The organism is Flagellimonas amoyensis (assembly GCF_003058265.1).
Lineage (GTDB): Bacteria > Bacteroidota > Bacteroidia > Flavobacteriales > Flavobacteriaceae > Flagellimonas > Flagellimonas amoyensis.
Genome location: NZ_QBUK01000016.1, coordinates 26,362 through 40,220 on the forward strand (window position 1 = coordinate 26,362; position 13,859 = coordinate 40,220).

At 46.4% G+C, this 13,859-nt stretch carries 15 protein-coding genes; 6 read left to right on the plus strand and 9 right to left on the minus strand.

What is annotated here, in order from left to right; translation table 11 throughout:
• Window positions 1–120: 120 nt before the first annotated feature.
• The 5 genes from DB398_RS17870 to DB398_RS17890 form a co-directional block, all read right to left on the minus strand.
• Window positions 121–972 carry a universal stress protein gene (locus DB398_RS17870; protein ID WP_108425827.1) on the minus strand — a complete coding sequence of 284 codons (852 nt, stop codon included), beginning with the start codon at window positions 970–972 and terminating at the stop codon, window positions 121–123.
• Between the two features lie 86 nt (window positions 973–1,058).
• Window positions 1,059–1,907 carry a universal stress protein gene (locus DB398_RS17875; protein WP_108425828.1) on the minus strand — a complete coding sequence of 283 codons (849 nt, stop codon included), beginning with the start codon at window positions 1,905–1,907 and terminating at the stop codon, window positions 1,059–1,061.
• 40 nt (window positions 1,908–1,947) lie between these two features.
• Window positions 1,948–2,784, minus strand: a complete 837-nt coding sequence (locus DB398_RS17880) for a universal stress protein (RefSeq protein ID WP_108425829.1) — start codon at window positions 2,782–2,784, stop codon at window positions 1,948–1,950.
• An 89-nt stretch (window positions 2,785–2,873) separates the two neighbouring features.
• Entirely contained in the window at window positions 2,874–3,923 is a 1,050-nt protein-coding gene (locus DB398_RS17885) for a response regulator (RefSeq protein WP_108425830.1), read from the minus strand.
• Window positions 3,901–5,460 carry a sensor histidine kinase gene (locus tag DB398_RS17890; RefSeq protein ID WP_234416373.1) on the minus strand — a complete coding sequence of 520 codons (1,560 nt, stop codon included), beginning with the start codon at window positions 5,458–5,460 and terminating at the stop codon, window positions 3,901–3,903. Before DB398_RS17890 ends, DB398_RS17885 begins: the two co-directional genes overlap by 23 nt.
• Window positions 5,461–5,507: 47 nt before the next feature.
• On the opposite strand from DB398_RS17890, the gene DB398_RS17895 reads away from it, so the two are divergent.
• Together DB398_RS17895 and upp are read left to right on the plus strand one after the other, a co-directional pair.
• Window positions 5,508–5,915 carry a hypothetical protein gene (locus DB398_RS17895; RefSeq protein WP_108425831.1) on the plus strand — a complete coding sequence of 136 codons (408 nt, stop codon included), beginning with the start codon at window positions 5,508–5,510 and terminating at the stop codon, window positions 5,913–5,915.
• 82 nt (window positions 5,916–5,997) lie between these two features.
• Complete coding sequence (gene upp, locus DB398_RS17900; protein ID WP_108425868.1) at window positions 5,998–6,651, plus strand: uracil phosphoribosyltransferase; 654 nt, start codon at window positions 5,998–6,000, stop codon at window positions 6,649–6,651.
• A 1-nt stretch (window position 6,652) separates the two neighbouring features.
• Here upp and DB398_RS17905 read toward each other — a convergent pair whose 3' ends face one another.
• From DB398_RS17905 to DB398_RS17920, 4 genes are read right to left on the minus strand one after another with little or no spacing between them, the layout of a single operon-like run.
• Window positions 6,653–8,023, minus strand: coding sequence for an MBL fold metallo-hydrolase RNA specificity domain-containing protein (locus DB398_RS17905; RefSeq protein WP_108425832.1), 1,371 nt, complete (start codon window positions 8,021–8,023; stop codon window positions 6,653–6,655).
• 7 nt (window positions 8,024–8,030) lie between these two features.
• Complete coding sequence (locus DB398_RS17910; protein ID WP_108425833.1) at window positions 8,031–8,873, minus strand: ATPase; 843 nt, start codon at window positions 8,871–8,873, stop codon at window positions 8,031–8,033.
• A gap of 47 nt (window positions 8,874–8,920) precedes the next feature.
• Window positions 8,921–9,655, minus strand: a complete 735-nt coding sequence (locus DB398_RS17915; RefSeq protein ID WP_159076486.1) for a LytR/AlgR family response regulator transcription factor — start codon at window positions 9,653–9,655, stop codon at window positions 8,921–8,923.
• 15 nt (window positions 9,656–9,670) lie between these two features.
• Window positions 9,671–11,464: a tetratricopeptide repeat-containing sensor histidine kinase gene (locus DB398_RS17920; protein ID WP_159076487.1), complete on the minus strand. Its 1,794-nt coding sequence runs from the start codon at window positions 11,462–11,464 to the stop codon at window positions 9,671–9,673.
• Window positions 11,465–11,631: 167 nt separating this feature from the next.
• On the opposite strand from DB398_RS17920, the gene DB398_RS17925 reads away from it, so the two are divergent.
• The 4 genes from DB398_RS17925 (at window position 11,632) to DB398_RS17940 (ending at window position 13,825) form a co-directional block, all read left to right on the plus strand.
• Window positions 11,632–12,102, plus strand: a complete 471-nt coding sequence (locus DB398_RS17925; protein WP_108425836.1) for a PspC domain-containing protein — start codon at window positions 11,632–11,634, stop codon at window positions 12,100–12,102.
• 15 nt (window positions 12,103–12,117) lie between these two features.
• A complete protein-coding gene (locus tag DB398_RS17930; protein ID WP_159076488.1) occupies window positions 12,118–12,393 on the plus strand; it encodes a hypothetical protein in 276 nt (91 codons plus the stop codon).
• Between the two features lie 10 nt (window positions 12,394–12,403).
• Window positions 12,404–12,994, plus strand: a complete 591-nt coding sequence (locus tag DB398_RS17935) for a hypothetical protein (protein ID WP_159076489.1) — start codon at window positions 12,404–12,406, stop codon at window positions 12,992–12,994.
• A 126-nt stretch (window positions 12,995–13,120) separates the two neighbouring features.
• Complete coding sequence (locus tag DB398_RS17940; protein WP_072879342.1) at window positions 13,121–13,825, plus strand: DUF4197 domain-containing protein; 705 nt, start codon at window positions 13,121–13,123, stop codon at window positions 13,823–13,825.
• The last annotated feature ends 34 nt before the right edge of the window (window positions 13,826–13,859 follow it).

The following is a 13,859-nucleotide window of genomic DNA, read 5'->3' on the forward strand; positions in this document are numbered from 1 at the left end:
GAAACAACTTACACGCATTGCCCCTTGGATCTACACCATCCAATTCTGAGGAGTCGAAAAAACTCTCCTTTTCGCAAGACAACACGAATGGCCTCTTGCCAGTTCCACCCTATTTTGTTTTCAATTATCATTCAGTTCCAAAATGGGTATTTTGGGATCATATCCCATTTCTTTCACCAACGGATTGGAGAGAATGGTCCAAAGGAAAGTGTGTTTTCTGTTCAAAAAAGCGACCATATCCGCCTCTTTGCTTTCAAGGAAATCTTCGATGCCCTTACCCAGTTTGACCGGAGGCAGAAAGTGCATTTCATAGTCCGTTCCATCCAAAATATCCTCCAATAATTTTTTATTGGCCTTCTCACTGTCATTGAGTTTTCCATCTTTGTCCCTGTCCAAATGCACCACATTGACCCGTGCCCCAAACAGGTTTGCTATTTCCATCAGGTCCTTGATTTCCTTTTTCTGGAAACTGTGCCTAAAATCTGTAGGAAACACAATTTCTTTTGGAGGTACAAAAAGACAATCATTGGGCACCGCAATCACGGGGCATTGTTTGATGTGTTCCATGACACGCACGGTATTTGTCCCGAAAATCCTCGTCATAGATCCCGTGACCCCTTTGGTTCCCATGACAATCGTATCAATATCATTTTTCCTGACGGCATGGGCCACAGCTTCGACAAAACTGTTGAAGGTACAAATGGTATGGAAGCGGTGCCTATGGTTTTCCGGCAGTAGCCTGATCATCTGCAGCAGGCGTTCCATGCCTTCCTCGGATTCTTTCTTTGCTGCTTCGTAGAGGGGTTCCCCTTCCTCGGGGACCCTCATGCTCTCCAAAGTATACCCGGAAACCTGATAGGCATTCAGAAGGTAAAAATCGCATTGCACATCCCCATAAAGCCCTAGGGCATACTTCATGGCATTGAATGCATTTTTTGAATAATCCGTGGGCAACAGTACTCTTTTGTCCATGATGACATCTATTTGGATTAAAATTACCCCGATGCAAAATGCTGTACCATGATTTTGGTCAGCTTCGGCCGTGAAAGAACATAAAATCAGGCCTCAACCCGATACGGAAGTACCAAAAAAGGAATTTTGCTATGCAGGCCAACGTTTTTTATCACAGGTTCCATAAAAAGACGCTCAAAGAAGGTGTGCTGGTTCCTGACCATGGCCACCATACCGATTTGCATGGTTTCCTGAAAAGAATTGATGGCAGGAATGAGCTCTTGGTCCGGAAGATCGTGGCTCTCATGGTTGTACTCCAACATCAATCCTTCCAATTTAGCCTTGTGGTTTTCTTGTTCCAGGGTCAATCCATCGGGTGAGGAAACATGCAGCACATGGATCTTGGAATGCCAAAGCTTGGCAATCCACAACAAAAAATCCAGAGGTATTCGTTCATAGTCCACCTCAAAATCCGTGGGGAACAAAAGATGTCTGGGCAGTTCAAAGGCAAAATCGGCCGGTACGGCCAAAACGGGCACTTTCACATTTCCCATCACCTGAACGGTGTTGGAACCAAACAGGATTTCTTTGGCCCCGGTGGCCCCTTGGGTACCCATAATCACAAAATCGATATTTTCCCTTTGGACAATACCCTCCATTTCGTCCACCAAAGTGTTCAACGAAGCATGGAGAAGAAAGGTGTGCTTTGGATTATTGTATGCTTTTCGGATACGCTCCAAGAGTTTTTCCAACGAGGATTCCGCAGTGTATTTATGGTCATCCGGAAGGCCCATTTGTCCCGGGCTGCCCAAGGTGTAGTCTATCCGGTAAGCGGGAGGTGTGTACACGTGCACCAGATAGAACTCACAGTTGATGTTTTCGCATAGACGGAGGGCATACTCGATCGCATGGAATGCATTTTCGGAAAAATCGGTGGGCAATACTATCTTTTTCATCGGATGTGCTTTTTAAATCACCCCTTACTGTCAAGAGGTTTCACTCATGGATGACATAGAAAGGGATTTTGGTATGGAAACTGATCTTCTCCGTCAAGGAATCAAAAAGAATCTGTTGGATAAAGTTCAGGTTCTTAGCCACCATCACCATCATGTCGATATCGCGGCTTTCCACAAAACATTGGATGGCCAATTTAGCACTTTTGTTCGTCAGGGAATGAAAACTATATCTGTCGGGAAAGGTTTCTTCCATATAATCCAACAGAAATTCCTTATTGTTCTTCTGCTCCATATTCATTTCAACACCTTCCTTTTTGGCGTTCATGATACGAAAATTTCCCTTTCCCAAATGTACCATCTCGGCCATGGACCTCAATATGCCATGGGAATAGAATATATTGAAATCCGTTGGAAAGGCAATCTCCTTGGGCTTGATGTAGGCTACATCCCCCGGGACCACCAACGTGTTGCACTGCACCTTGATGATCACGTCCCCCGCATTGCTGCCCACAACTTTTTCCCTAAGACCCGACACCCCTTTGGTTCCCATTACGATTAGGTCTATCTCCTTTTCCTCCACATGCTTCTTGATGGCCGATACAAAAAAACCATATTCGTGTAGGGCATAGAAGGAGTGGCCCGAACTGGTGCTATGCTTTCTGCTATCGTCCAACAGGTCTTGCAGTTGTTGTTTGGTGCTCCCTGAAGGTCCATCACCAATATCCGCCAAGGCCTCGGTATCGGCTTTGACATCCAACAGCGTTCCAACATACAACAAATAGAAATTACACTCCAATGACCCAAACAGCATTTGTGCATACTTTAGGGCGTTCTTGGAGTTTTCCGAAAAATCGGTCGGGACCAAGATATTCTTCATCTGCCATAAAATGATGGGGGCAAGTTGATCATTCCATCGATGATGTGGAATGATAAATATCATCTCACGGGATTATGACGATAAAGTGTCTAATGAACGTGTTCCAGTGCCTTCTTGTCCAACACCTTGATATTCCTGTTCTCGATGGCGATCAGTCCTTCGCTCCTGAAGTCGGACAAGGTCCTGATCAGGCTTTCCGTGGCAATCCCGGCCACACCGGCCAGATCGCTACGGGTCACTTTAAGGGGGGCTTCCTTTCCCCTGTTCATCGTGTTGGAGTACATCAACAGGGTCTGGGCAGTCTTCTTTCGCACGGAACTATAGGCCATTTGCAGCAATTGCCGTTTGATATTGGCCAAATTGTCGGCGATGACATCCATCAGTTCCAAGGAAATGTGCTTGTTGTCCTCCAAAATGGCCTTGACCCTTTCCTTGGAGATGCCCGCCAGCTCCACATCTTCCATGGCCACGGCATAGTCTTGGTGGGGAAGGTTCTCGGTAAGGGAGGTGAACCCCAGAAAATCATCCTCGCAATAAATGGAGGTGATCAATTCCTTGCCTTCCTCATCCAGACCGCAGCACTTGACCACGCCGGCCAATATCAGGAAGACCATATTGGAATGGTCCCCAATGCTATAAATGGTTTCATCCTTTTTATAAGAAAACGATTGACCATTATCATCAAAAAAATTCTTCAGCTCGTTCAGCGATCTGATGTCATTTTCCTTTTTTTTTTGGTCGGGAAGCCCTTTGAGTGCCTCCCCGAACTGCTTTGCCTTTTCCAATCTGGTCTGTATGGCCCCCAAGAGCTCATCTTCCTCAAAGGGTTTGGTGAGGTAATCGTCCGCCCCTAGGTTCATCCCCTTTCTGATTTCGTGCCGCTCGGTCTTGGCCGACACAAAGATGAAGGGAATATGCTTGGTGGACTCATCCGAGGAGAGCTGTTCCAGAACTTCATATCCGTCCATTTCGGGCATCATGATATCGCAGAGCACGATGTCCGGATGTACCTTTCTGGCCATTTCCACCGCTATTTTTCCATTGGAAGCCGTAAAAACTTCAAAACCGGACAGTTCCAATAACTCTTCCACATTTTCGCGCAATGAGGTATCGTCCTCAACCAGTAATATCTTTGTCATTTTCTATGCTTTTTATGGGTATGTGCAATGTAAATGTGGAACCTTCCCCTTGTTTGCTGGCAAAAGTAAGGTCGGCCCCAAGGTTGTGTATGTGCTGCTGAACAATGTTCAGTCCTATTCCCGTTCCCTGAATGGTCAAAACGTTGCTGGCCCTGAAATACCTGTCAAAAACAAAGGGCTGGTCCTCCGGCGGAATCCCAAAACCTTTGTCCACAATATCGATGTACAACCAATCGTCCCCATTCGAAACCCGCAATTCTATTTCGGTCCTTTCCGGGGAATATTTAATGGCATTGTGCACCAAGTTGGAAAGCGCCAAGGCCATGATCTTCTCATCAAAATCCACATTGATGCCATCGATGTTCTCCGGATACCGGATGCGCTGGCCTTCCTTCAGCAAGGTGTTGGAATCATAAATGACCTCATTGACCAATTTACTGAGGGGAAAAGTGGTCATGTTATAGTTTACCTTTCCGGAATCCAACCGTTCAATGGATAGGAAATCGGTGAGGATATTGTCCAAATATTTCACTTTGGACTTGATAGTGCCAATGTGCTTGTCCCGTTTTTGTTGCTGCTCTGTTTCCGTGTATTTGGACAAGAGCGATGTGGAGGTCAGAATACTGGTGAGCGGTGTCTTGAATTCATGGGAAACCAATGACAAGAATTTGGTTTTCAACTCATTGAGCTTTTTCTCAGCCTTCAATGCTTCCCGGAGCTGTTCCGTGCGCTCCTCCACTTTGTTCTCCAACTCGTGGGTGTGGTTCATTCGCTCGGTGATGTCCAATACGATGGCCACACATACTTGTCTTTTCTCGATGGACGACAACTGCAAATGGACCTCGACCGGATAAATGGTGCCGTCCTTCCGCTTGTGCACCGTTTCAAAAATCACCTTTTCCTTCTTTCCTTGGAACAAGGGGGTCAAAAGACGTTTAAAGATCTCTTTGGTGAATTTGGGCTTTATGTCCAGGACCGACATTTGGTTCAGTTCCTTGAGCGTGTATCCCAAGTTCAACTGTGCCCCTCGGTTCACATTGATGAAGATATAGGATTCGGCATCGAACACGTAGATCTCATTGAGCGATTCTTCAAAGATCTTGAACCAATAATCTATGGTCTGCTCCGCCTTTTTGCGTTCCGTGATGTCCACGATGAGTGCCATCACATAGGTCTTGTTCAACAATTTGAAGGGATTGAGGCTTATTTCCAAAGGAAACTCTTCGCCATCCTTTCGCAACCCCCGAAGATCTAGACCGGGGCCCATGGGCCTGGCCTTTCCGGTGCTGACAAACTTTGCCACATCCCCATGGTGTCCTTTCCTGATCTTTTTGGGAATCAGGATTTCCAAGGGTTGCCCTTTCAGTTCATCTTTTTCATAACCGAACAATTGGTTGGCAGCAGAGTTGTTGCCCACAATTTTTTGCTCATCGTTCACAATGAGAATGCCCTCGGAGACAACCTCCGACAACATCTCCAGTACTACACTTTCTTCGAATAATTCCACAGTGGCAACTAAAATACTGATTTTGGTCATGGATAAAAACAGTATCGATCACTATATTTATCCCAAAAAACTAGAGCATGTTGGATTCCAAAGAAAAACTGGGGAACGAATTTTATCAAAATCTGGGGAAACTCTTCTATGCCGTGGCCATGGCAGACCACAGTGTACATATGAAAGAACTGGAAAAACTGAACGAAGTGGTGCGTGACCATTGGCTGGACGTGGACGATGTGGAGGATGAATTTGGAACGGATGCCGCCTTCCAGATCGGGACCGTTTTTGATTGGCTGTTGGAATATGGAAAGGATGGTGAGGAAATCTATGAGGAGTTCGAGGAATTCTATACCGATCACAAAGTGATCTTCACACCCAAAGTGAAAAGTCTGGCAATGTCCACATCAAGGGCCATAGCCTCTGCATTTGCAGGAAACAACAAGGCCGAACTGGTACTTTTGGGCCGTCTTGAACTTTTGTTCAAGAACTAAGGAGCCATTCAAAAAAACAGGCCGGCTTTTATTTTTACAATGACAGGCAAAGGCTTGTTTGGAAAACCAAAGACCCGATCCGATGATAATCCACCAATTTGATCAAAGCAATTCGCTACTGAACACCTTTGTTTCTGAACTGCGCGATGTGGAGATTCAGAAAGATGCCATGCGTTTCCGAAGGAACATTGAACGGATCGGGGAAATCATGGCCTATGAGGTGAGCCAAACCTTGGATTATGAAGAAACCGAGGTGACCACTCCCTTAGGCACTAAAAAGTCCTTTCGCTGCACAGACCGTTTGGTGATCTGTTCCGTACTCAGGGCAGGTTTGCCACTGCACCATGGCATTTTGAATTATTTTGATGCAGCAGAGAACGCTTTCATATCTGCGTATAGACACCATCCCAATGACGATGATGATTTTGAGGTGGTCGTCAACTATTTTGCGTCCCCCTCCTTGGACGGGAAGATCCTTGTCCTGACCGACCCCATGCTGGCCACGGGCAAGACCTTGGAAAATGTACTGAACGTTTTGAAGGACCACGGTACCCCAAAGCAGATCCATATCATCTCGGTGATCGGGTCACAAACGGGTGTGGCCAAAGTGGAAGAGGTATTTCCCAAGGATACCCAACTTTGGATCGCCGCCGTGGACGAAAAACTTTCGAAAAGGGGATATATCCTACCCGGTCTGGGTGATGCCGGTGACCTCAGCTATGGGGTGAAATTGTGAGCTAGAGCAGAATTTCGACCATTTCATGAAGTTCGGGGATGTGGCAGTCCCACCCGTATTTTTCATAGATCTTATCCTTGTAAATGTCCATGGTTTCCTTTTCCCCATGGATCAAGAACACCTTTTCGGGCACATTTTTGATGTCTCCCATCCAAGACAGGAGTTCGGATTGGCCCGCATGTGCGGAGAGGCTTTCCAAGTGGGCCACGGTCGCCTTTATGGGGATGTATTTCCCGAACATCTTCAATTCTTTGGCCCCATCCAATAGTTTTCTTCCCCGGGTCTCCTCGGCTTGGAAACCCACAAGCAGTATGGTAGTGGATTTTCTTTCCGCCAATTGCTTGATGTAGGTGAGCACCCTTCCCCCTGTCACCATGCCACTACCTGCAATGACAATCTTGGGTCGGGGGTCGTCAATGGTTTCCCAGGTCTCCCGATAGGAGCTCACCAAGGTAACATGGTTACACATGTTGTGGTATTCCTGTGTGCCGAGCTTGTGCCAATGGGGATGCCGTTCAAAAACCTCAAGGACATTGATGCCCATGGGGCTGTCCACAAAAATGGGAATGTTGGGAATCTTGTTTTTATCATAGAGCTTCCAGAACACATACATCAAGGATTGTAGGCGTTCCACGGCAAAAGACGGTATGATCAAAGTGCCCCGCTCCCGTACAGTCCGGTCCACCAAATCCTGAACAATACTTTCCACATCTTCATCCGGATGGTCTTTGTCCCCATATGTGCTCTCCACAAAAAGATAATCGGCCCATTCCGGTCGTTTGGGAGGATGGAGCAAATGGTCCTCTTCCCTCCCCACGTCCCCAGAAAAGACCAATACTTTGCCATGCAGGACCATTTCGATATAGGTTGACCCGATGATATGCCCGTTGTATTTGAAACATGCCGAACAATGGAGAGAGAGGCTGACGATTTCCCCTTCTTCGATGCTGTTAAAAAACTTCAAGGTACGCTCCACATCTTCTCGGGTGTACAGCGGGAGTGCGGGGTCGTGCTTGCTATATCCTTCCGCATTGGCGCGTTCCGCTTCCTCTTCGTGGATCTTGGCGCTGTCCTCCAAGATGATCCTCGCTATTTCCAAGGTCGGTGCCGTTCCAAGGATGGTTCCCTTAAACCCTTGTTTCACCAAAAGGGGAAGGTATCCACAATGGTCCAGATGGCCATGTGTCAACAGTACAAAGTCCACCTCATCCACTTTAATGGGCAAGGGTTCCCAGTTCTGCAGTCTGAGTTCCTTTGTTCCCTGGAAAACACCGCAATCCACCAAAACCTTGATTTCTTCGGAGTGCAAATAGAACTTGGAACCAGTGACCGTGCCCGACCCTCCCAAAAAATGTACCTGAAGCTTTTCCATGTCTTGTCTAGATTTTACAAAGGGATTCCATCTCGTTCAGGATCTTGGTCTTTCTGCCATTGGAAATCCCCAAATGATCCAGATAAAAATGGTCTTGGGCCAACTGTTTGCACAACACCACATCCCGGTTCAAGAGAAAATGTTTTTCCTTTTCGGACAGTAATGTGGAAACGGTTATGGGATACAGCCCCAATCGGTCTATCCTATCCTTTAAGCTGTTCTCCTTCGGATGGTCCCAACTTAAAAGATACAGGCCCGCACATTTTCCATATTGAAGGGCATCCGAAGTAAAACGGGTATTTGTGACCACCCAACCCAATGTTTCTCCATAGGTCCTGTCTTTTTTGGATTCCAACGGTCCTTTGACATCATTGTACCTGGAGTGGATGTATAGGGGCACTTTCACATTGCAATTGAGCCCATCTTCCCCATGGAACTTGCATTCGATGATGTTGAGGGTACCGTTTTTAATCGCCAGCACATCAATTTCATGGGAAACACAGCTTCCCTGAAGCGTCTCGCCCACTTTGGTCTCATACCCCGAATAGTGTAGGATGCCACTTATCAAGCGTTCAAAAGGAAAACCGGTCGGCCCCAGTTCATAAATGGCCTTTTTCAACTTATATTTTGAGGCGAAGAGTGACTTTTTTTTCTTCAAAAGTGCATAGGCCCTGTTGTGGATTTCCCTTGTGGAGATACCTGGATACAGTTCCTCCTCCACCCGATGGATGATCTCTGCTATCAATTCGTCGCTGGCCCCACTGTACTTGAGCGAACGCTGTAGCTTTTCAAGGGAAAACCAGGTCGTTTCCCCCGAGGATTTGGTAATGTTGGGCATCTGTTTGGCCATAATACTAAGGTAAGCACATTTCCTGATGACTGTATGTATATTTTAGATCAAACCTCCGCACACGCTTTGATGAAGGCATCCCTTCTCCGTGTGGAAACCTCGATCTTGGCGCCATCGGAAAGAACGGCATACCCATTTTTATGGTAAGAGGTCACAAAACCCAGATTGATCAGGTGCGAATTGTGTGTTCTGAAAAATTGATGTCCAGCCAATAACTGCTCAAAATGTTTCAAGGTTTTGGAAGCGGTGTATTTTTTCCCATCCGAAGTATAGATGTGGGTATAGTTCACATCGGCCTGGCACCTCACTACATGGTCTACCAGAAGAAAAACATAGCCTTCTTTATGTGGAACACTGATTCTTTTTGGACTGTTTCCTTTGGAAACATTGGACAGCAAGACATTGATCCGTTCATGGAGTTGGGCTTGTTCCGTTTTGTCCATTGCTTTTTGGAAGGCAAATTCAAAATCGTCCCGGTCCACGGGTTTCAACAGATAGGCGATGGCCGAAAACTTGAAGGCCTCGATGGCATATTTTTCATAGGCCGTGGTGAAAATGAGGCTAAAATCACGATACGATACGGATGAAAGAAAGTCAAAACCGGTGTTGTCATGAAGCTGCACATCCAAAAAAACAATGTCGGGACGTAGGGAATCCACCCCTTTTATGGCCTGGTCCACTGTACTGAAACTGACGATTTCCACATGATCCATATGCGGTTGGAGCAGGTGGACCAAATGGTCTATGCAGTGCTGTTCGTCATCGATTATGGCTATGGTCATCTTATTCATGGTCTATTAAAAAATGGTCTCCAAGGGCAGGCTCACTTCCACACGTGTACCCTTGTCACGGCCTTTGTGGGTAATGTTCAATTTGCCCTCGGCATTCTTCTGTGTATTCAAAATTTCCAACCTGCTTTCGGTAATGGCCACCCCGAACGATTTTTTTGTGGTCGGTACGCCACTTTCCGCTTGCCAACCCATTCCATCATCATCCACTGTGCACAAGAGCATATCCCCTTGTTTGGCAATGCCAATGGAAATGTGTCCCTGCTCACTTTTTTGGGCAAACCCATGCCAAATACTGTTCTCTATAAACGGCTGCAACAGCAGTGGCGGCACCAATATATTTTGTACGTCGAGGCCCTCTTCCACGGTTATTCCATAGGTAAAGCGACCAGGTTGTCTTTTGGCCTCGACCTGAAGGTAGAGCTCGAGGAACTTCAGGTCATCCTCCAAAGGGATTTCCTTGAATTCCGAGTTCTCGAGCACCATCCGCATCAATTTGGCAAACTTAGTGAGGTATTCCATGGCCGTACCCGTATCGTTTTTAAGGATATAGTCCCCAATGGAATTAAGGGAATTGAAGATGAAATGGGGGTTCATTTGGGCCCTGAGTGCCTTGAGTTCGGTATCGGAGACCATGGCCCTGAATTCGGCCTCCTTTTTTTGTTCGACGGCATCCCTTCGGCGTTTGTACAGCATAAAACCAAAGATGGAGGCCAGAAGAAGCCCACCACCACCCAACAAGGTCGCTCTTTTAAGGGTGGTCTGTCGTTCAATCTCTGCCTTGGTGACGGTCCGTTCCTTTTCAAAATCAAATTCCAGTTGCTTTCGGTTGATCTCCACCCTTCTGTTCTGTCCGTTGAGACTGTCTTTCAGTACCGAGAATTTTTTATAGGCTTCCAGGGCATCGGAAAAATCCCCTTTGGCGGCATACACATCGGCCAGTGTTCCCCAAGCCGATTTTTGAAGAAACAGGTTTCCCTGCGCATCGCTCAGTTCCAAAGACAGCTTTGCATACTTTTCGGCCAATTCGTAATCGTTGTTGCCCAGATAGGCCATGGACGCATTGGCGTAGGCCGTGGGCCGGACAAATTCGATTCCATAATCGTCGATCAGGGCCATGCTTTTCTCCGCCGAGACCAGTGCGGAATCCACTTGGCCGTCCTGCCCGTAGATCAACGAAAGGTTGCTGTGGAGATTGGCCTTATAGGTAGGGTTGCTCTTTACTTGCTCCAAACTCAAAGCCTTGTTGTAATAGAGAATGGCAGAATCCAACTGGTTGATGGAGCCATAAATGTTGGCCATGTTTGCCGTGGCAGTCAGTTCAAGGTTCTTATCGTGCTTCAAAACGCGTTTGAAAAAGTCCAGGGCCTTTCCATATTCTTCCTGCTCATAGTAAAGGGTGCCAATGCCGCCATAGATACTCCAACCGTAGGGCTGTAATTTTTTATCCTCTTCCATCAATGACAGTGCCTTATGGTAGAATTCCTGGGCCTTATACGGGTTGGAAAAGGAATATTGGTAGATCAGGGCCATACGCTCATAGGCAAGCATGGTTCCCCTACCATACCCCATTTTTTGTGAAATTTCAAGGGTCTTTTCGGCGAAGTCCAGCAATGTGGTGTCCGAAGGATTTGCAAAAAGGGCCTGTTTGGTATAGTGGTTTCTCAGGTCGACCGTTGCCGTGTCCGTGACCGATTGGGTTTCCATCAATTGTGAGAGCGAGTCCAATTCCCGTTGAAACTGTTGTGCAGCGACATATGGGCTGATGGCAACAAAAGAAAGCATGCACAATAAGCGCTTCATAGGAGCAATGGTTTGGTCGATTGTCAAGGAATCATGAATGTACACATTTTAGCAAAAAATAAACGCTCCCCTACACAAAATAAAAATACACCACCACAGGATCAGTATAGGTTTTAAAGGTGCACGGGTTCCTCTAATTTCGAAACCATAAAACCAAACCTCACAAAATGGATAAGGAAACCATCATCCACTTTTTCACCCGTCCCGAAAAATCCCTTTTAGGGGTCTGCAGTACTGTTGCCAACACCTTTAAAGTGCCTCCGGTCGGGGTCAGGGTGGCCCTCATCATACTTACCCTGATTTTTATCCCATTGGGAATCATCGCCTACATAGGGTTGTATCTAGTCTTCAACAAGAAGAAGGGGAAAATGGTCACCTTTGGGCTGCTGGGGGCCTTGTTGGGCATCCCGTTGAGCTACTATTTTCAATCGACCATCATTCAGAATTATGGTGGCAACAGCGGAATGTTCAGCTACCTGAGGAATTTCGTCTCCATGGTCGATGAATACGATCGGTTTGTGGGCAATGGATGGGACATTGTCTTCAATGTGCTGCTGAGCATTGTTGTATTTGCCCTAATCGGTGGTGCCGTTGGGTACTTTATGGACAAAAATGAAAAAAGCAACCATCAACCCTAACTAAAACACAACTATATGAAATCCAGACCATTCCTTTTGATGACCGCATCGTTTGCCGTCCTTCTGTTTTCCTGTGGAAGTTCCATGGAAAGTGATGCCAAGAAATTTGCCGAGCTACAATGTGAGACCATGCAAGATGCCTTTAAAGGTGGATTTGGCACCATTGACCCCTCTAGGGAGGAGCTGATGGACGAATTGGAAGCCAAGTACCGGAAATCGAACGAGCTCGCAAAATTCAAACAACTGGTGGATAAAGAGTACAAGGAAAACTGCAAAATAGATCCACAATAAAAATCGACCCATGAAAAAAACCACTAAGCGCATCTTACTGCTTCTACTTTTCAGTCTGTGCCTATTGGGCTGTTCCAAAAGTGATGATGGACCGGACAATACCGCAGGTGAGTTTTATTTCAGTTTCAAGGTCGATGGGGTTCAAGTGTCCTATGAGTATACCCCAGATACACAGATCAATCTCACGGGAATCCTAGATCATGACACCGCATCTGGCCTGTACGCCATCAACATAGCGGGGATAGATGATATTTTTGAAACCACGTTGACCAATAGGCTCACTATTTTCTTGGGCGATTCCAATAATTTCACCACTGGTATATCGTACACCAACATTGAAGGACAGGGTGACAGTACACCTGATTCGCTCTTCACCATGGGTTATTTTGATGCAGTGGGCAATCTCTACAGTGCGGGCATGAACATCACCGCGACACCGCTCTATGAGCTGGCCACAGTACGTTTTACGGAAATTACGGATTCCCATATCAGTGGTTCATTTTCGGGAACCCTTACTTGGTATGATACCAGCGGCGGGACCGTGGAACTGGTCGGATCGGTGACCATTACCGAAGGCGTGTTCAAGGTGCCCCGATTCTAAATAAAACTGAGAGGTTCAGTAGCATTTCCATATTCCTTTTTCCAGAAAAAAGGAAAAAACCATCCATCCCATCCGTCCCCTTATATTTTTTCGCAGTAATTTCATCCCAACTATAAAAAGAATATCATGAAACGAACACTGCTATGCCTATTGGTCTTCCAATTGGTGGGATGTACGGAACTCCAACAGGTGGTCAACCAACTACCGCAAGGAGGCACAGGAATCGGAAATGCCGAAATAGCCCAAGGGCTACGCGAGGCCCTGAACATGGGCATTGAAAAACAAGTGAACAAACTGGCCAACGAGAATGGTTTTTTCAGGAACGAACTGGTCAAGATCCTTCTCCCTGAAGAACTTCAAAAAGTGGACAAGACCTTGAGGGACGTAGGTTTGGGAAGTTTGGCCGATGAGGGGCTCAAAATCATCAACCGTGCGGCCGAGGATGCTGTTGGAGAGGCTACACCTATTTTTGTGGATGCCGTGAAAGGAATCACGTTCAACGATGCCAAACAGATTTTGTTGGGCGCCGATAATGCCGCCACACAATATCTCGAGCGGTCCACAAAAACGCAGTTGTATGGGAAGTTTAACCCAATCATCAAAAATTCGTTCCAAAAAGTGGGGGCGGACAAGATCTGGAGCAACATCATCACCAAGTACAATAATCTTCCGCTCACCAATGATGTGAATCCCGACCTGACGGATTATACGACCAATGAAGCCTTAGAAGGCGTGTATACCATGATCGCTTTGGAAGAAAAGGAAATACGGACAAAAGCTTCATCAAGAACAACGGATTTGTTAAAAAGGGTGTTTTCCCTTCAGGATTAATGCTAATTTTTTCACAATAATGCAATAAGTGAAA